The sequence below is a fragment of the Curtobacterium sp. BH-2-1-1 genome (assembly GCF_001806325.1).
Taxonomy (GTDB): Bacteria; Actinomycetota; Actinomycetes; order Actinomycetales; family Microbacteriaceae; genus Curtobacterium.
In genome coordinates this window covers 2,558,924-2,575,644 of the sequence record NZ_CP017580.1, presented here as the reverse complement: position 1 = coordinate 2,575,644, position 16,721 = coordinate 2,558,924, and the positions used below count along the sequence as shown (strand labels likewise).

The 16,721-nt window shown below is 72.8% G+C and carries 17 protein-coding genes; 9 read left to right on the top strand and 8 right to left on the bottom strand.

Annotated features, from left to right (window positions below):
• The first annotated feature begins 136 nt into the window (after window positions 1-136).
• Window positions 137-1,522, top strand: a complete 1,386-nt coding sequence (locus tag BJK06_RS12345) for an AAA family ATPase (RefSeq protein ID WP_070418142.1) — start codon at window positions 137-139, stop codon at window positions 1,520-1,522.
• Entirely contained in the window at window positions 1,515-3,527 is a 2,013-nt protein-coding gene (locus tag BJK06_RS12340; RefSeq protein ID WP_156794852.1) for a VWA domain-containing protein, read from the top strand. The genes BJK06_RS12345 and BJK06_RS12340 overlap by 8 nt, the downstream gene beginning before the upstream one ends.
• 386 nt (window positions 3,528-3,913) lie before the next feature.
• On the opposite strand, the gene BJK06_RS12335 is transcribed toward BJK06_RS12340, so the two are convergent.
• From BJK06_RS12335 to BJK06_RS12315, 5 genes are read right to left on the bottom strand one after another with little or no spacing between them, the layout of a single operon-like run.
• Window positions 3,914-4,687, bottom strand: a complete 774-nt coding sequence (locus BJK06_RS12335) for an SCO1664 family protein (protein ID WP_070418141.1) — start codon at window positions 4,685-4,687, stop codon at window positions 3,914-3,916.
• Window positions 4,684-5,211 carry a DUF3090 domain-containing protein gene (locus tag BJK06_RS12330; protein ID WP_070418140.1) on the bottom strand — a complete coding sequence of 176 codons (528 nt, stop codon included), beginning with the start codon at window positions 5,209-5,211 and terminating at the stop codon, window positions 4,684-4,686. Before BJK06_RS12330 ends, BJK06_RS12335 begins: the two co-directional genes overlap by 4 nt.
• A 34-nt stretch (window positions 5,212-5,245) precedes the next feature.
• The gene (locus BJK06_RS12325; protein ID WP_070418139.1) at window positions 5,246-5,968 is read right to left on the bottom strand and encodes a histidine phosphatase family protein; all 723 of its coding nucleotides are present in this window, start codon (window positions 5,966-5,968) and stop codon (window positions 5,246-5,248) included.
• A gap of 10 nt (window positions 5,969-5,978) precedes the next feature.
• Window positions 5,979-6,704, bottom strand: a complete 726-nt coding sequence (locus tag BJK06_RS12320; RefSeq protein WP_070418138.1) for an ABC transporter ATP-binding protein — start codon at window positions 6,702-6,704, stop codon at window positions 5,979-5,981.
• Window positions 6,701-7,801 carry an FtsX-like permease family protein gene (locus tag BJK06_RS12315; RefSeq protein WP_070419434.1) on the bottom strand — a complete coding sequence of 367 codons (1,101 nt, stop codon included), beginning with the start codon at window positions 7,799-7,801 and terminating at the stop codon, window positions 6,701-6,703. The genes BJK06_RS12320 and BJK06_RS12315 overlap by 4 nt, the downstream gene beginning before the upstream one ends.
• 149 nt (window positions 7,802-7,950) lie before the next feature.
• Here BJK06_RS12315 and BJK06_RS12310 point away from each other — a divergent pair, with 149 nt between their 5' ends.
• The 4 genes from BJK06_RS12310 (at window position 7,951) to BJK06_RS12295 (ending at window position 11,498) form a co-directional block, all read left to right on the top strand.
• Window positions 7,951-9,120, top strand: coding sequence for a sensor histidine kinase (locus tag BJK06_RS12310; protein ID WP_070418137.1), 1,170 nt, complete (start codon window positions 7,951-7,953; stop codon window positions 9,118-9,120).
• Window positions 9,117-9,737 (top strand): response regulator transcription factor, encoded by a 621-nt coding sequence (locus BJK06_RS12305; RefSeq protein WP_070418136.1) that lies wholly within the window; start codon window positions 9,117-9,119, stop codon window positions 9,735-9,737. The genes BJK06_RS12310 and BJK06_RS12305 overlap by 4 nt, the downstream gene beginning before the upstream one ends.
• A gap of 63 nt (window positions 9,738-9,800) precedes the next feature.
• Window positions 9,801-11,009 (top strand): MFS transporter, encoded by a 1,209-nt coding sequence (locus tag BJK06_RS12300; RefSeq protein WP_070418135.1) that lies wholly within the window; start codon window positions 9,801-9,803, stop codon window positions 11,007-11,009.
• A 60-nt stretch (window positions 11,010-11,069) separates the two neighbouring features.
• Window positions 11,070-11,498: a BLUF domain-containing protein gene (locus BJK06_RS12295; RefSeq protein WP_083295228.1), complete on the top strand. Its 429-nt coding sequence runs from the start codon at window positions 11,070-11,072 to the stop codon at window positions 11,496-11,498.
• A gap of 33 nt (window positions 11,499-11,531) precedes the next feature.
• On the opposite strand, the gene BJK06_RS12290 is transcribed toward BJK06_RS12295, so the two are convergent.
• The 3 genes from BJK06_RS12290 to BJK06_RS12280 all read right to left on the bottom strand — a co-directional run bounded on the left by BJK06_RS12290 (window position 11,532) and on the right by BJK06_RS12280 (window position 14,099).
• Entirely contained in the window at window positions 11,532-11,849 is a 318-nt protein-coding gene (locus BJK06_RS12290) for a hypothetical protein (RefSeq protein ID WP_070418134.1), read from the bottom strand.
• A 4-nt stretch (window positions 11,850-11,853) separates the two neighbouring features.
• Window positions 11,854-12,465, bottom strand: coding sequence for a ScbR family autoregulator-binding transcription factor (locus BJK06_RS12285; RefSeq protein WP_070418133.1), 612 nt, complete (start codon window positions 12,463-12,465; stop codon window positions 11,854-11,856).
• An 83-nt stretch (window positions 12,466-12,548) separates the two neighbouring features.
• The gene (locus BJK06_RS12280; RefSeq protein ID WP_070418132.1) at window positions 12,549-14,099 is read right to left on the bottom strand and encodes an alpha-L-fucosidase; all 1,551 of its coding nucleotides are present in this window, start codon (window positions 14,097-14,099) and stop codon (window positions 12,549-12,551) included.
• A gap of 120 nt (window positions 14,100-14,219) precedes the next feature.
• Between BJK06_RS12280 and BJK06_RS12275 the strand changes: the two genes are divergently transcribed.
• Genes BJK06_RS12275 through BJK06_RS12265 form a run of 3 tightly spaced genes read left to right on the top strand, consistent with a single transcriptional unit; the run spans window position 14,220 to window position 16,647 of the window.
• Window positions 14,220-15,212: an aldo/keto reductase gene (locus tag BJK06_RS12275; protein WP_070418131.1), complete on the top strand. Its 993-nt coding sequence runs from the start codon at window positions 14,220-14,222 to the stop codon at window positions 15,210-15,212.
• Entirely contained in the window at window positions 15,209-16,219 is a 1,011-nt protein-coding gene (locus BJK06_RS12270) for a LacI family DNA-binding transcriptional regulator (protein WP_070418130.1), read from the top strand. Before BJK06_RS12275 ends, BJK06_RS12270 begins: the two co-directional genes overlap by 4 nt.
• Entirely contained in the window at window positions 16,216-16,647 is a 432-nt protein-coding gene (locus BJK06_RS12265; protein ID WP_258027634.1) for an RbsD/FucU family protein, read from the top strand. The genes BJK06_RS12270 and BJK06_RS12265 overlap by 4 nt, the downstream gene beginning before the upstream one ends.
• Window positions 16,648-16,721 lie beyond the last annotated feature (74 nt).

The following is a 16,721-nucleotide window of genomic DNA, read 5'->3' as shown; positions in this document are numbered from 1 at the left end:
CCCCCTAATCGAATCCGGCTCCGATGCCGGAACACCAATCATTGCAATTGCTATGAAAACTCACAAGCAGGTGGCCTGGAGGCGCGGTGCCAGCCCGCACCGCGCCTCCAGGCCCGAACGGCGTAACGTCGAAGAGGTGACCCGACCCGACATCCGAACGGTCGGCGAGCTCCGCACCTCTGGCCACCTCCAGAAGACGGTCCGCGCCGAGATCCGCGACAACCTGCTCAGCGCCCTCCGCGAGGGCCGCGACCCCTGGCCCGGCCTCCACGGCTTCGCCACCACCGTCGTCCCGCAGCTCGAACGCGCCCTGATCGCCGGGCACGACGTCGTCCTGCTCGGCGAGCGCGGACAGGGCAAGACCCGACTCCTCCGCACCCTGCAGGGCCTGCTCGACGAGTGGACGCCCGTCATCACCGGCTCCGAACTCGGCGAGCACCCCTACGAACCGATCACGACCGCGAGCATCCGCCGGGCCGCGGACCTCGGCGACGCCCTGCCCATCAGCTGGCGGCACCGCGACGACCGCTACGTCGAGAAGCTCGCGACGCCGGACACGAGCGTCGCGGACCTCATCGGCGACGTCGACCCGATGAAGGTCGCCGAGGGCCGCAGCCTGGGTGACCCCGAGACGATCCACTTCGGCCTCGTCCCCCGGGGCCACCGCGGCATCGTCGCCATCAACGAGCTCCCCGACCTCGCCGAGCGCATCCAGGTCGCGATGCTCAACGTGATGGAGGAGCGCGACGTCCAGATCCGCGGCTACGTCCTCCGGCTGCCGCTCGACGTGCTCGTGGTCGCCAGCGCGAACCCCGAGGACTACACGAACCGCGGTCGGATCATCACCCCGTTGAAGGACCGCTTCGGCGCCGAGATCCGCACCCACTACCCGATCGAGCTCGAGGACGAGATCGCCGTGATCCGCCAGGAGGCGCGGCTCACCGCCGACGTGCCGGACGCGCTGGTCGAGATCCTCGCCCGGTTCACGCGTGCCCTGCGCGGATCGAGTGCGGTCGATCAGCGCAGCGGCGTCAGCGCCCGCTTCGCGATCGCCGGCGCGGAGACGATCTCCGCCGCCGCGGTGCACCGCGCTGCGCGGCAGGGCGAGGAGCACGCGGTCGCGCGACCGATCGACCTCGAGACCGCGATCGACGTCCTCGGCGGGAAGATCGAGTTCGAGAACGGCGAGGAGGACCGCGCCGACGAGGTGCTCGAGCACCTGCTCCGGACCGCGACCGCCGAGACCGTCCGGGCGCGCTTCCGCGGGCTCGACTTCGCGGTCCTCGTCGAGGCGCTCGACGGGGGCACGATGGTGACCACGGGTGAGCAGGTCAGCGCCCGCGCCTTCCTCGAGGGCCTGCCGTCGATCGGCGAGTCCGACCTGTACGACCAGATCTGCGAACGGCTCGGAGCGACCGACGACGGCGAGCGTGCCGGCGCCATCGAACTCGCGCTCGAGGGGCTCTTCCTCGCCCGGCGGATCAGCAAGGAGTCCGGCGGGGGCGAAGCCGTCTATGGCTAGGGCGAACCGACGCCTGGCGCGGGACGCGCGCTACGGGAAGTACGAGGACGGCCCGGACCCGCTCGCTCCCCCGGTCGACCTGGCCGAGGCGCTCGACGCCATCGGCGAGGACGTCATGGGCGGCACCTCGCCCGAGCGCGCCATCCGGGAGTACCTGCGCCGTGGCGGTCAGGACCAGCGCGGCCTCGACGACCTGGCCCGCCGCGTGGCCGAGCGACGGCGCGAGCTGACGGCGAAGAACAACCTCGACGGCACCCTGCAGCAGGTCAAGCAGCTGCTCGACGAGGCCGTGCTCGCGGAACGCGGACAACTCGCCCGCGACACCGAGATCGACGACGGCGACCGAGCCCTCGCCGAGATGCAGCTCGACAGCCTGTCGCCGTCGCCCGCCACCGCGGTGCAGGAGCTGAGCGGCTACGACTGGACGAGCCCGACCGCGCGCCAGAAGTACGAGGAGATCAAGGACCTGCTCGGCCGTGAGGTGCTCGACCAGCGGTTCGCCGGCATGAAGCAGGCGCTCGAGGGTGCCACCGACCAGGACCGCGAGGACGTCGCCGCGATGATGCGCGACCTCAACACCCTGCTCGAGGACCACCGTGCGGGCACGGACACGCAGGAGCAGTTCGACGCGTTCATGGCCGAGCACGGGCAGTACTTCCCGTCGGACCCGCAGAACGTCGAGGAACTGCTCGACGACCTCGCTGCCCGGGCGGCCGCGGCGCAGCGCATGCGCAACTCGATGACCCAGGAGCAGCGCGACGAACTCGATGCCCTCGCCCAGCAGGCGTTCGGCTCCCCCGACCTGATGGGACAGCTCGCCCAGCTCGACGACACCCTCCGCTCGCTCCGGCCGGGCGAGGACTGGGGCGGCTCCGAGCGGATGGAGGGCGAGCAGGGCCTCGGGCTCGGCGACGGGACCGGGGTCTTCCAGGACATCGCCGACCTCGACGCCCTCGCCGACCAGATCGCGCAGGCCGGACCGGGCTCCGACCTCGACGACCTCGACCTCGACGCCCTCGGCCGCCAGCTCGGGAACGACGCCGTCGTCGACGCGAGGACCCTGCAGCAGCTCGAGAAGGCCCTGCGCAACTCCGGTGCGATGCGCCGCGGTGCCGACGGGCAGCTCCGGCTCACCCCGAAGGCGATGCGGCAGCTCGGGAAGAGCCTGCTCCGGGACGTCGCCGAGCGCATGTCCGGCCGCCAGGGTGCCCGAGACCTCCGCCGCTCCGGTGCGTCCGGCGAACCCTCCGGTGCGACCCGGCAGTGGCAGTACGGCGACACCGAGCCGTGGGACGTCACCCGGTCGATCACGAACGCGCTCACCCGCACGGCTGCCTCGGGACGGATGGGCCCCGGCGTCCGCCTGGAGATCGACGACGTCGAGGTGCAGGAGACCGAGGCACGGACGCAGGCCTGTGTCGCCCTGCTCGTCGACACCTCGTTCTCGATGGCGATGGAGGACCGGTGGGTGCCGATGAAGCGCACCGCGCTGGCACTCCACACCCTCGTTTCCACACGGTTCCGCGGCGACGACCTGCAGCTCATCGCCTTCGGCCGCGAAGCCGAGGTGATGGAGATCGAGCAACTCGTCGGCCTCGACGCGATGTGGGACAAGGGCACCAACCTCCACCACGCCCTGCTGCTCGCGAACCGGCACTTCCGGAAGCACCCGACCGCCCAGCCCGTGCTGCTCATCGTCACCGACGGCGAGCCCACCTCCCACCTCGAACCGAACGGCCAGGTGTGGTTCGGGTACCCGCCGGACCCGATCACGATCGCGCTGTCCGTCCGGGAGCTCGAGAACGCCGGACGGCTGGGCGCGCAGACGACGTTCTTCCGGCTCGGCGACGACCCGGGGCTGGCGCGCTTCATCGACGCGATGGCGAAGCGGGTGGACGGCAAGGTCGTCGCGCCCGAGAACGACGACCTCGGCGTCGCGGTGGTCGGGTCGTACCTGGGATCGCGCCGCGGTGGAGCGCTCTTCCGGGACGACTGGACAATCTGACGGCAGGGTCTGTTCCTCCGGCGATCTCGGTCGTATGCTGACGCCACAGCTGCCCCAGACCCCGGCCGCGATCACCGCTCCACCTGACCGACCTCGTCGGTGAACCGACCGCGTCGGTGAACCGACCGCGTCGGTGAACCGACCGCGTCGGTGAACCGATGCTGTCGGTACACCGACAGCGTCGGTGAGGTGGTGATGACCGACCGATGGCACCTGATCCGTCCTCGGCCGGTCGACCCCCGTGGGGTCCCGGAGGGCAACGGCGCGCTCCGTCCGACCGCCACGGGTCACCGCGCCCCGGCAGGCGGGACGCGGTACGGGTCGGTGGGTTCCGCACCCGACGGAACCCGCCGACCCGATCTCCGCACCGACGGCCGAGCGCTTCGCTAGAAGAGCGGCCAGGGCACGGCGGGGCCGTGTCCCGGTGGCGGCGGGAACAGCCCGACCGCCCGCAGCGCCGCGCACCGGGCGCGCAGGGTGTCGACCTCCGCCACCGTGAGGTGCTCGTCGAGTGCGGCACCGAGATCGCCGTGCAGCGCGTCGGTCACCCGGTCGATGCCCTCGAGCTCGTCCGCGTCGAGCGGTTCGCCGATCCACCCCCACAGCACCGAGCGCAGCTTGTGCTCGACGTGGAAGGTCAGCCCGTGGTCGACGCCGAAGCGGTGACCGTCCGGCATCGCGAGGACGTGCCCGCCCTTGCGGTCGGCGTTGTTCACCACGACGTCGAACACCGCCATCCGCCGCAGTGCGGTCGTGTCCTCGTGCACGAGGGTCACCGGACGGTCCGCCTCGTCGATCGCCTCGAGCACCGGTCGCCAGCGAGGTGCGCCGTCGCCGGACAGCTCGGCCTCGGCGTCCTCGGTGGGGACGAGGTCGACCGCGTCCTGCTCGGGATCGACGTCCTGCCACCGCTGGACCATGCCGCGGCCGAACGGCCCCTCGCCCATCCACGTCGGGGGGACGACGTCCCAGCCGAACGCCTCGGACACGAGGTACGCCGCGACCTCTCGATCGGCGAGGGTGCCGTCCGGGAAGTCCCAGAGCGGTCGCTCCCCCTCGATCGGCTTGTAGACGACCGCCTCGCCGTCGAGGTCGGCGAGGAAGGTGGCGTTCGAGGCTTCCCGGATGCGTGCCCGGATGGACAGCGACCCGTCGCTCATGCGGCCCCTGGCGGACGGCCGGCGGCCACGATCTCCCGCGTGCGCTCGACGAACGCGCGGGCGGTGCCGACCGGGATCTTCACCTGGAACAGCTCGGCGGGCTCGGGGATCTCGACCACGGCCTCGATCTCCTCGCCGTCCTCGGTCGTCTCGGCGACGATCTCGAGCTCGTCGTCGATGGGGTACGCCTCGATCACCACCTGGGCGGTGGCGGGGTCGAACCCGAGGCTCAGGGCGCCGGCACGGAACTCGGCCTCGACCGGCTGGTCGAGCGGTTCACCGTCACGGAGTTCTGCGGGCGCGGACGGCGGGACGCTGAACCGGTTGTCCTCGACGGTCGCGACCTCGTCCAGGAGCTCGTCGATCTTGTCCGCGAGGACGGCCGACTGCTCCTTCTCGAGCGCGACGCTCGTGACACGGCGGCCGTCACGCGCCTGGATGTAGAAGGACCGCTCGCCCGGACGGCCGACGGTCCCGACGACGAGACGGTCCGGCCAGTCGAAGCCGTGCACGATGGTGGGCATACCCCGCATTGTAGGAGCGCCGGGCGACAGTCGTTCAGGCTCCGGCAGGAGCCGGCCCGGTGGCGGGGTCGCCGTGGCCGGCGCCGCCCCCGACCGCGGCGTCCGCGCTCGGCGCCGGTGCGGCCGCGAGCCACGTCAGGTCGCCCGACTCGGTGTTCGACGCGACGACCTCGGGACGGTGCTCGCCGTAGCGCACGATGGACACCGACGCCGGTCCGACCGCGATGCGCTGGAACAGGTCGAGGTGCATGCCGAGGGCGTCGGCGAGCACGGACTTGATCACGTCGCCGTGGCTCACCGCGACCCAGACGGCGCCCGGACCGTGGGCGGCCTCGACCTCAGCGTCGATCCGGCGGACGGCGGCGACGGCGCGCGACTGCATCCCCTGCATGGACTCCCCGCCGGGGAACACGACGGCGCTCGGGTTCACCTGGACCGTCCGCCAGAGGGGCTCCTTCGCGAGGTCCGCGAGCTTCCGGCCCTGCCAGTCGCCGTAGTCGCACTCCGTGATCGCCCGCTCGATGCGGGTCTCCGGCTCACCGGCCTGGCGTCCGAGCAGCGCGCGGGCGGTCTGCCGACACCGTTCGAGCGGGCTGGACACGACCGCGGCGAGCGGGACCGCGGCGAGTCGTCCGGCCGTCCGTGCGGCCTGTTCGCGACCGACGGCGTCGAGCGCCACCCCTGCCGTCCGTCCGGCGAGGACGCCGGTCGCGTTCGCGGTGGTGCGTCCGTGCCGGACGAGGAGGACGGTCGCCATGTGCCCGATCCTAGGCCGCGATGCGCCCGTCGCCCGTCGCCGCGTCGGACACCACCCGTCCGTCGACGACGGTCACGAGCGAGTCGAGCGCGCCCCGGTGCACGAGGTCGTGCGTCACGAGCATCGTCGCGGTGCCGCGCTCGTGGGTCAGCTGCCCGATGAGCGACATGATCGCCGCGCCGCGCTCCTGGTCGAGTGCGCTCGTGGGTTCGTCGACGAGCAGGACCTCCGGCTCGTGCACGAGTGCGCGGGCGATCGCGATCCGCTGCCGTTGCCCTCCGGACAGCTGGGCCGGTCGCTTGTCGGCGTGCCCGGACAGCCCGACTGCGTCGATCAGGTCGTCGGCCCGATCGCGGACCGCCGCACTCCGCCGCCCGGCCCGCGGGCCGCCGAGGTGCGCCATGACGAGGAGCTGCTCGCGGGCGGTCAGCGACGGCAACAGGTTCGACTGCTGGAACACGATGCCGATGCGTTCCCGTCGGAGCGCGGTGGCCTCGTCCCGCGACAGCGCGGCGGCGTCGACCGCGTCGCCCCGCGCACCGGTGATGACCACACGGCCGGAGTCCGGCCGGATGAGCGTCGCCGCGACGGCCAGGATCGAGGACTTGCCGGAGCCGGAGGGGCCGGTGATCCCGGTGACCTCGCCGGTGCGGGCCGTCAGCGAGACGTGGTCGACCGCGGTGACGCGGCGGTCGCCGTCGGGGAAGGTGAGGGTGACGTCGTCGAGGGTGATCATCGGTTGCTCCCGAGTGCGGTGAGGGGGTCGGCCACGGTGACGGTGCGGAGGGCGACCGCGGCTCCGGCGAGCCCGAGGGCCGCCATCGCGATCGCCGGGACCAGCGTGGTGAGCGGGCTGAGCAGGAACGGCAGCGCGCCGCCGGCGAGCGCCCCGAGTCCCACGACCGCGGCGGTCCCGACGCCGATGCCGACGACGAGCACGACGAGCGCCTGGCCGAGGGCGTCCCGGACGAGCGACCGGGTACTCGCACCGAGTGCCTTCAGGACGGCGACATCGCCCGCGCGCTGCATGGTCCACACCGTGAAGAAGGCACCGACGACGAGGGCGGAGACGCCGAACAGCATCGCGATCATCAGGGCGAGCGAACCGACCTCCGACCGGAACGTCTCGAGGGCCGTGAGCGAGCCGAGGTGCGACGAGGCCGACGTGTGGGTCGCGGTGGCGACGGCGTCCCAGTCGGGCGACCCGCTCACCGCGAGGACGGTGGGGTCGCCGTCGCCGCCGAGCCGCCGATCGGCCGCGGACCAGGCGTCCGGGGTCATCGCGAGGACCGGCGTGTGGCTGTACCAGGCGTCGCCGCCGACGGAGGCGACCCGGTAGGTGGTGCCCGTGATCGTCACGTGGTCGCCGACGTCGACCCCGAGGTCGGCGGCCGCGCCGGAGGACAGGCCGACCTCGTCGTCCCGCGTCGGCGCGAGCGAGGCGACCGAGCCACGCGCGTCGGCCGAGCCGCCGTGGTCGGCGGCCAGCCCGAACAGGGCGACCCCGACCGCCGACCCGTCGTCGTGACCCGACGTCGCCCGCCCCTGGACGATCCCGACCGGGACCACCTCGTCGACGCCGGCCGCCGTCTGCCAGCCGACCCGCGCCTCCTGGCCGATGGTCGACTCGCCGAAGGACGGCTGCCCGTCGGACGGTTGCTGCAGGACCAGTCGGTCACCCGGCAGGTCGAGCACGGCCGAGACGTTCTGGGCGGCGAGTCCGCCGGTGAGGCCCGCGAGGAACCCCACGAGCAGGGTGATGAGCGCGACGACGGAGCCGATGAGCACGAAGCGGCCGCGAGCGAACCGGAGGTCGCGCCAGGCGACGAACACGATGGTCCCTTCCCGGGTCACGGACCCTCCGCGACCACGCCTCCAGCCTCGCCGCGCCGGTCCCTCCGGACATCGTCGACCGGACTGGTCCCCCGATCGAACTTTCGGTTGATCCGGTCCCGCACCCGGCTCCGTACGCTGGGACCGTCATGGCGCACAGCACGCTCACCCCGGTCTTCGTCGGTCTCCGGACCGGCCTGCACGTGCTGTCCGCCGCGCTCCTGGCCCTCGTCGTCATCCGTGTCCTGGTGAGCGACGGCCCGCGGCCCTGGGTGCCCCTCGGGCTGAGCGTCGTCTTCGCCGGCGTCTACCTGCTCGGCGCAGTCGCCGCCCGCACCGCCGAGCGCCGTCGTGCGATCGCCGGCGGATTCTGGCTCGTCGCGCTGAGCCTCGTCTGGATCGCCCTGCTCGTGCTCGTGCCCGAGGCCGCGTACCTCGTCTTCCCGCTGTTCTTCCTGTACCTGCACGTCCTCCCCCGCGTGGTCGGTCCGGTCGCCGTCGTGGTCGCCACCCTCGTCGCGGTCGTCGCGCTCGGTCTGCACGGCGGCTTCACGGTCGGCGGAGTCGTCGGCCCGCTCGTCGGCGCCGGTGTGGCGTTGCTCATCGGGCTCGGGTACCGCGCCCTCGCGCGCGAGGCCACGGAGCGCGAGGCGCTCGTCGCTGAACTCATCGCGACCCGTGACCGCCTGGCCGCGACCGAGCGTGAACAGGGCGTCCTCGCCGAGCGGGCTCGCCTCGCCCGCGAGATCCACGACACCGTCGCTCAGGGCCTGTCGAGCATCCAGATGCTCCTGCACGCCGCGGAACGCGCGGACGGCGACCGCCCCGGGCTGGAGCACATCCGGCTCGCACGTGACACCGCGGCGGACGGACTCGCCGACACCCGGCGGTTCATCCGTGAGCTCACGCCGCCGTCGCTCGACCAGGGACTCCCGGCGGCGCTCGGGCGGCTCGCCGAGCAGCAGTGGTCCGGCGACGGCCTGACCGTGACCGTCGACGTGCCCGACGTGGTGCTCCCGATGGACGTCCAGACGGCGCTCCTGCGCATCGCCCAGGGCGCGGTCGCGAACGTGGTGCAGCACGCGCACGCCACGCACGTCGCGCTGTCGCTCGCGGTCGACGGCCAGGAGGCGCGACTGACGGTCTCGGACGACGGCGTCGGTTTCGACCCGGTCACCGCCCTGTCGCGGGCGGTCGCGTCCGACTCGTTCGGCCTGCGCGCGGCCCGGGACCGCGTCGGCCAGTTCGGCGGACGGCTGGAGATCGACTCGGCGCCCGGACGCGGCACCACCCTCGTCGCCGTCCTGGAGGTGCCGTGATCCGGATCCTGATCGCCGACGACCACCCGGTCGTGCGGGCCGGCCTGCGCGCACTGCTCGACGCGGAGGACGACCTCGAGGTCGTCGGCGAGGCGGCGACGCCGGGGACCGCGGTCGAGCTCGCCGCCGACCTCTCGCCGGAACTCGTCCTGATGGACCTGCAGTTCGGCCAGGACACCTCCGGTGCCGAAGCCACCCGGCGGATCCGTGCGCTCGACGCCGCGCCGTACGTCCTCGTGCTCACGAACTACGACTCCGACGGCGACATCCTCGGCGCGGTGGAGGCCGGCGCGAGCGGGTACCTGCTCAAGGACGCGCCGCCGCACGACCTGATCGCGGCCGTCCGGGCGGCGGCGTCCGGCCAGAGCGCGCTCGCGCCCGCGATCGCCGGCCGGCTGATGGCCCGGATGCGGACCCCGCAGGTGTCGCTCTCGGCGCGGGAGATCGAGGTCCTCGAGCTCGTCGCCGCCGGCGCTGCGAACGGCGAGGTCGCGGCGCGGCTCCACATCAGCGAGGCGACGGTCAAGTCGCACCTCGTGCACGTGTTCTCGAAGCTCGGGGTCGCCTCGCGGACGGCTGCGGTGTCCACGGCGCGCTCGCTCGGCATGCTGCGCTGACCTCGCACCGGCGGTCTGCGCCGTTCCCTTGACTCGACCACGGTGGGACGTTCTGATGGACCCATGATCGAGCGCCACCGCGCGGCACTCTTCGCCACGTCGACGATGACCGGGTTCGGGATCGCCTCGTGGATCACGCGCACGCCCGCGATCCGCGACGCGCTCGGGGCCTCGATCGAGGCGATGGGCATCGTCATCCTCGGGCTCTCGATCGGCTCGATGATCGGGATCCTCGGCGCCGGTGTGCTCGTCCGGCGACTCGGAACCCGGCCGCTCATCGTCCTCGGCGGGGTCCTGCCCGTCGTCGGCATGCTCCTCGTCGCCCTGTCCGCCCCCGCGCAGCTCGCCGCCGGGGTGTGGGGCGGGCTGTTCCTCATCGGCTTCGGGTCCGGCGTCGCCGAGATCGGCCTGAACGTCGAGGCGGCCGCGGTCGAACGACGGATCGGTCGGCCGGTCGTCCCGCTGCTCCACGCCTGCTTCAGTCTCGGCACGGTCCTCGGCGGGGTGGCGGGCATCGCGGTCACCGCTGCCCGGACGCCGGTCCTCACGCACCTGCTCGGCGCCACCGTCGTCATGGCCGCACTCGCCGCGTTCGCCGCCGTGAACCTCCGTCCGGTCCCCCGCGTTGCGCCCGAGGCGTCGTCCGCGGCCGCACCGGCTCCGCGGCTCCGGGCCGTGCTCACGGTGCAGGTGCTGCTCATCGCCGTGATCACCCTGGCGATGGCCTTCGCCGAGGGTGCCGCGAGCGACTGGCTCCCGCTGCTCATGACGACCGACCACGGCGCCCCCGAGGCCGTCGGGTCCCTCGTCTTCACCGGCTTCGCCCTCGCGATGTTCGTCGGGCGGACGGCCGGCACGCCCCTCGTCGCCCGCTTCGGTCGCGCACCGGTCGTCCGGGTGTGCGCGGCGGTCGGCACCGTCGGCGTGCTGCTCGTCGTGGTGTCGCCGAGCCCGGTGCTGACCGCGGCCGCCGCCGGGGTGTGGGGCCTCGGCATCGCCCTCGGCTTCCCGCTCGCGATCTCGGCCGCCGGCGACCACCCGACCGATGGTGACCGACGGGTGTCCGTCGTCGCGACCGCGGGTTACATCGCGTTCCTGGCGGGTCCTCCGGCCCTCGGGTTCCTCGGCGAGCACCTCGGCCTGCAGGCGGCGATGCTCGTCCCCGCCGCACTCCTCGTCGTGGCGCTGCTCGCCGCCCCGGCGACCCGGAACCGCACCACGCTCGACGTGCGGGAGCCCCCGGTCGGCGCACCGGCCCCGTCCGCGGACTGACCGGACTACGTCTAGCGGACACCATTTCGTGTCGACGGCGGCCCGCGCCAAGATGGAGCCGTGCTCGTCTCCATCGTCTACATGAGCCGGGCGGCCACCCCCTTCGACGACGCCGCCCTGACCGAACTCCTGCGTGGGTCGCGGCTCCGGAACGAGGCGCTGGGGGTCTCCGGCATCCTGTTGGCGAAGGACGGCCGCTTCATGCAGCTGCTCGAGGGCCCGGCGTGGAGCGTGGACGACCGGTTCGCCGCGATCGCGCGCGACCCCCGCCACGGCGAGGTGAAGTCGCTCGTGCGCGAGGACATCGAACGCCGTCGGTTCGACGGCTGGTCGATGGCCTACCGGTCGCTCGACGACTCCGACATCGCCGCCGAGGAGGGCTTCAGCCCGTTCCTCACCGACGGCGTCGACTTCCCGCGGTCCTTCGACCGCACGAGCGCGGCCTGGCTGCTGAAGTGGTTCCGCGACCGCGAGCTCCACGACCGCTGACCCGCAGCAGCCCGGCCCCCGTGCCGTCCCGCGTCAGTGCGCTCGTCGGCGCCGGACACGGGTGACCGCGGCCGCACTGCCCGCAGCGGCGAGCACGACCAGCCCGAGCGCACCGACGCCCAGGCCGAACACCCCGAGGATCCCGGCGCCGATGTTCGCGCCGCCGCCGTCGTCGACCGAGACGAACAGGGCCCAGAGCGTCACCGCGACGGCGACGAACCCGACCGCGAGCAGCACGGTCGCGACGACGTGCAGCGCGACGACGCTCGCGGACCACCCCACCCGCTCGACCCCGGACGTCGCGAGCGCGGGGTCGCCGGAGGGAGGGGTGCCGTGCTCGCTGGTGTCCACGGCGTCAGTCTGCCGTGCCGAACGCGTCCGCCACGACCCCCAGCAAGCGGGGCCGGTGCCGAGGGTCCGCGACGGCGGTGAGCACCATCCGCCACATCGTCGCGACCGCGGGGAAGAGGTCCTGCCGACCGGTCCGCACCGCCGAGACGAGCTGGACTCCGGTGAACATCGGGACGACGGTCGCGCCGAGCTGCTCGGGGGTGAGGTCCGTCCGGAGTTCGCCGCTCGCGATCGCGAGGCGGAACAGGTCGCTGATCCCACCGATCCACTGGTCGTAGAAGGCGGCGGTCGCGGCACCGAACTCGCCGCGTTCGAGCGAGAGCCGGATGCCGGCGCTCACGACGGGGTCGGTCAGCAGCATGCCGGCGATGCCCCGGGAGGCCCGGACGAGCGCCTCGGCGGGCGACGCGTCGTGGTGGCTCACGACGTCGAACGTCCGCACGTTCTGCTCGTCGATGACCCCGAGCGCGAGGGACAGCTTGGTGGGGAAGTGGAAGTGCAGGGCGCCCTGCGAGACGCCCGCCTCGCGGGCGACGGCCGCGATCGTCGTGGCGGCGAAGCCGACACGCTCGAACTCACGGGCGGCGGCCTCCAGGATCAGTGCGCGTCGTTCCACGGTTCCAGTGTCACGGACTGGAGGCGCGGTGCGGGCCCGCACCGCGCCTCCAGTCCGAGGGTGGTCACCGTCGGACCGCTCGCTCACCCGTGCAGCGAGTCGGTTCGTTCCTGCCGCTCCTCCGGACGCAGCCAGACCTTCACGACCGGGCCGGAATCGGGATCGGTACCGGTCGGCACCACGACCTCGAGCGCCGTGGCGGTCTGCGTCCACTGCACCTCGCCGTCGGCGCCGAGCACCTCGACGCTGCGGATCGGCCGTCCGAGCAGGTTCGTGCCGCTGCCGAACGAGCGGATGCGCGCGACACCGTCCGCCGGGTCGGCGAGCAGGACCGCGTAGACGTACTCGCCGGTGACGTCGTGGCGGGTGGTGAACCGGACGTCCTCGGACGTGTAGGCCGGAGCGGCGCCGTCGACGAACGACCCCGCCTGGACGTGCGTCGGACCCTCGCCGAAGACGCGCCAGGGACGGGTGCCGTAGATCGCCTCACCGTTGGCGGTCAACCACCGGCCTATGCCCTCCAGCAGCCGCTGCTCGGGCTCGGCGATCGTGCCGTCCGGCTTCGGGCCGACGTTGAGCAGGAGGACGCCGTTCTTCGCGACGACGTCGACGAGCTCGGCGACGAGGTCGCGCGCGGACTTGTAGTCGTGCCCCTCGATCCAGCACCAGGCGGACTTCGACACCGAGGTGTCGTTCTGCCAGACGACCGGCGGGATGTCCCCCATCGCACCGCGCTCGATGTCGTAGACCGCGGAGCCGTCCGCGAACGCCTGCCACTTGTAGTTGATGACGACCTCGCGCCCCCACTCGGCGGCACGGTTGTAGTAGTACGCGGCGAGGGTGCGCAGCCACGGCTCGAACGCTGGCTGCTCGATCCACCAGTCGAACCAGAGCACCTGCGGCCGGTACTTGTCGATGACCTCGACGGTCCGGAGCAGCCAGTCCTCGAGGTGTCGCTCGTTCGGCGCGGTCTCCTCGCGCTGGGCCGGGCCGTAGAAGTCGATGAACCGCGGGTCGAGCACGTCCGAGTCGAACCGGGCGCCCCCGTTCATGAAGAACCAGTGCTCGGCCCGGTGCGAGGAAGCTCCGCGGACCATGAACGCGTCGTCGACCGCCTGGAGCAGGTCGCCGAACACGTCGCGCTCCGGCCCCATCCGCGCCGCGCTCCACCGGGAGCGGTCGGTGTCGTACATCGCGAAGCCGTCGTGGTGCTCGGCGACGGGGACCACGAACTGCGCCCCCGCGCGACGGAACAGGGTCGCCCAGTCCTGCGGGTCGAAGTGCTCCATCGTGAACGACGGGATGAAGTCCTTGTACCCGAACTCCGACTGCGGTCCGTAGGTGGCCACGTGGTGCTCGAACTCGGGGGTGCCCGCGCGGTACATGTCCCGCGAGTACCACTCGTTCCGGAAGGCCGGCACCGAGTAGACGCCCCAGTGCAGGAAGACCCCGAACTTGGCGTCCTCGTACCAGCGCGGTGGCGTGTACCCGCGGAGTGACTCCCAGGTCGCCTCGTACGGGCCGGCGGCGACGACCGCGGCGACGGCAGCGAGCGCCACCGAGTTGTCGCTGACGTCGACCGGCGCCGGCAGGGCTGCCGGGTCGATCCGTGGCAGGTCGTGGGGTTCGGGCATGACTCCTCCTCGAGTCGAGCGAAACGTTTCGTCCTGGGGACGGTTCTACGGTAGCGTGCATTGCACCCGCACGGGTGAAACGTTGAGTGATGCGCGACGACGCGCAGGAAGCAGGCCACCGTGGACGTCCCGACGAGCCGACCCCTGCGGACCGGCGCACGCATCCCGACGATCGGGCTCGGCACGTTCGGCTCCGACCGGTACGGCCCGGACGAGGTGGCGGCGGCGGTCCGCGGCGGCCTCGACGCCGGCTTCCGGTTGGTCGACTGCGCCTCGGTCTACGGCAACGAGCCCGAGGTCGGCGCAGCGATCGCGGCGAGCGGTGTCCCGCGCGAGGACCTCTTCGTGATGTCGAAGGTCTGGAACGACGCGCACGACCCGGCCGATGCGGTCGCGTCGGTCGAGCGATCACTCCGGGACCTGGGGCTCGACCACCTCGACGCGGTGTTCGTGCACTGGCCGTTCCCGAACCACCACGCGCCGCACGCCTCGGTCGAGGACCGCGACCGGTCGGCCCGCCCCTACGACCACGCCCCGTACCTCGCGCTCTGGCGGGCGCTCGAGGGGCTCGTCGACGCTGGACTGGTCCGGCACCTCGGCACGTCGAACACGACGGTCCCCAAGCTGCGGCTGCTGCTCCGCGACGCCCGGGTCCTCCCGGCGCTCAACGAGATGGAGCTGCACCCGACGTTCCAGCAACCGGAGCTGTTCGACTTCTGCCGCGCGAACGACATCCAGCCCGTGGGTTACTCGCCGCTCGGGTCACCGTCCCGCCCGGAGCGCGACCGCGAGGACGACGACCCCGTGGACGTCGACCACCCCGTCGTCCGGCGGATCGCCGAGGCGCACGGCGTGCACCCCGCCGTGGTCTGCCTCAAGTGGGCGGTCGCGCGCGGGCAGGTCCCGATCCCGTTCTCGGTCAAGCCCGAGCAGTACCGCGCGAACCTCGACGGTGCGCTGACGGACCCGCTCACCGACGAGGAACTCCGGGCGATGCAGGACGTCGACCGCGGCGTCCGGCTCATCAAGGGGCAGGTGTTCCTGTGGTCGGGCGCCGCAAGCTGGCACGACCTGTGGGACGAGGACGGCACGATCCCCGGGGGTGTCGGGTGACGGCGACCTACAAGGACCTGCAGCAGGCGACGGGGCTCTCGCTCGCGACGATCTCGAAGTTCTACAACGGCGGCACCGTCCGCGACGAGAACGCGCAGGCGATCGAACGGGCCGCGGCGACGCTCGGGTTCCGTCCCAACGGGTTCGCCCGGAGCCTGCGCTCCCGGCGGTCCGGCACGATCGGCGTCCTGCTGCCGGCGCTCGACAACGACTTCCACCTCACCGTGATCGCCGGGGTCGAGAGCGCACTGCGGGCGCACGGGACGAGCGTCATCGTCTCGTCCAGCCCGGACGCCGCAGCGGGCGCGGTCGACCTGCTCCTCAGCCGGATGGTGGACGGCATCATCGCGGTGCCGTCGGACCACGACGTCGAGGCCCTGGCGCGTGCGGCCGAGCGCGTGCCGGTCGTGCAGATCGACTGGCGTGCGGACACCCTCGCCACCGACGGCGTCTTCCTCGACAACCGCGGCGCCGGCGCCCTCGCCGCCCGCCACCTGCTCGACCACGGGCACCGCCGGGTCGGGGTCGTCGCGGGTGCCCCCGCGGTCTCCACCATGCGGGAGCGCACCGCAGGCTTCCGTGCGGTGGTCGAACGGGAGGGCGGTGTCCTCGGACCGGACTCGGTCGTCGAGGGCCCCCTCACGGTGCAGCACGGGCAGGCGGCGATGCAGCGGCTCCTCGTGCAGCCGGACCGACCGACAGCGGTCTTCTGCGCGAACTACGAACTCACCCTCGGAGCCGTCATCGCGCTGAACGAGTCCGGGCTGACCCTCGGCCGGGAGCTCTCCGTGCTCGGGTTCGACGGCCTCGAACTCGCCCAGGCCACCGTCCCGAAGCTCACCGTCATCGTGCAGCCCACGCACGAGCTCGCCGTCCGCGCCGCCGACCTGATCCACGCGCGCCTGACGGACCCCGACGCCGACCCGGCTCCCGTCGACGTCGTCGTCGCACCCCGTCTGGTCGCCGGTGGATCGGTCGCCCGACTCGTCACCCCCACGGAGGCATGATGCTGCGCTACACCCTCACCCACCAGCCGACGCTGAGCGCGCTCGCGTCGCTCGGGCACGGCTCCAAGGTGCTGGTCGCCGACGGGAACTACCCGTTCGCGACGGCGATGCGTCCCGGCGCCGCGCTCGTGCACCTCAACTTCCGCCCCGGACTGCTCGACGTCGACGAGGTCCTGACGACCCTGCTCGACGCGGTCCCGGTCGAGGCGGCGACGGTCATGGAGGCTCCGGCGGACACCGTCGTCGCGGCGCACGAGGGCTACCGGCGCATCCTCGGGCCGGACGTACCGCTCGGTGCGCTCGACCGGTTCGCGTTCTACGACGCGGTCCGGGCGCCCGAGACCGGGTTGGTCATCGCGACCGGCGACCAGCGCTCGCACGCGAACCTGCTGCTCGAGATCGGGTTCCAGCCCGCGCCGGAGCGGTAGGGCGCGCGGGCGCGGGCGGGCGCGGGCGGGCGGGCGCGGTCGGGCGCGGGCGTGAGTGCGCGCGCTGACGACCA

Excerpts from the sequence above, each read along its gene's own strand:
- BJK06_RS12335 (WP_070418141.1), bottom strand. The coding sequence starts at position 4,687 with ATGAGCGACGGGTCGCTGTCCATCCGGGCACGCATCCGGGAAGCCTCG.
- BJK06_RS12340 (WP_156794852.1), top strand. The coding sequence starts at position 1,515 with ATGGCTAGGGCGAACCGACGCCTGGCGCGGGACGCGCGCTACGGGAAG.
- BJK06_RS12330 (WP_070418140.1), bottom strand. The coding sequence starts at position 5,211 with ATGCCCACCATCGTGCACGGCTTCGACTGGCCGGACCGTCTCGTCGTC.
- BJK06_RS12280 (WP_070418132.1), bottom strand. The coding sequence starts at position 14,099 with ATGCCCGAACCCCACGACCTGCCACGGATCGACCCGGCAGCCCTGCCG.
- BJK06_RS12320 (WP_070418138.1), bottom strand. The coding sequence starts at position 6,704 with ATGATCACCCTCGACGACGTCACCCTCACCTTCCCCGACGGCGACCGC.
- BJK06_RS12325 (WP_070418139.1), bottom strand. The coding sequence starts at position 5,968 with ATGGCGACCGTCCTCCTCGTCCGGCACGGACGCACCACCGCGAACGCG.
- BJK06_RS12300 (WP_070418135.1), top strand. The coding sequence starts at position 9,801 with ATGATCGAGCGCCACCGCGCGGCACTCTTCGCCACGTCGACGATGACC.
- BJK06_RS12310 (WP_070418137.1), top strand. The coding sequence starts at position 7,951 with ATGGCGCACAGCACGCTCACCCCGGTCTTCGTCGGTCTCCGGACCGGC.
- BJK06_RS12265 (WP_258027634.1), top strand. The coding sequence starts at position 16,216 with ATGATGCTGCGCTACACCCTCACCCACCAGCCGACGCTGAGCGCGCTC.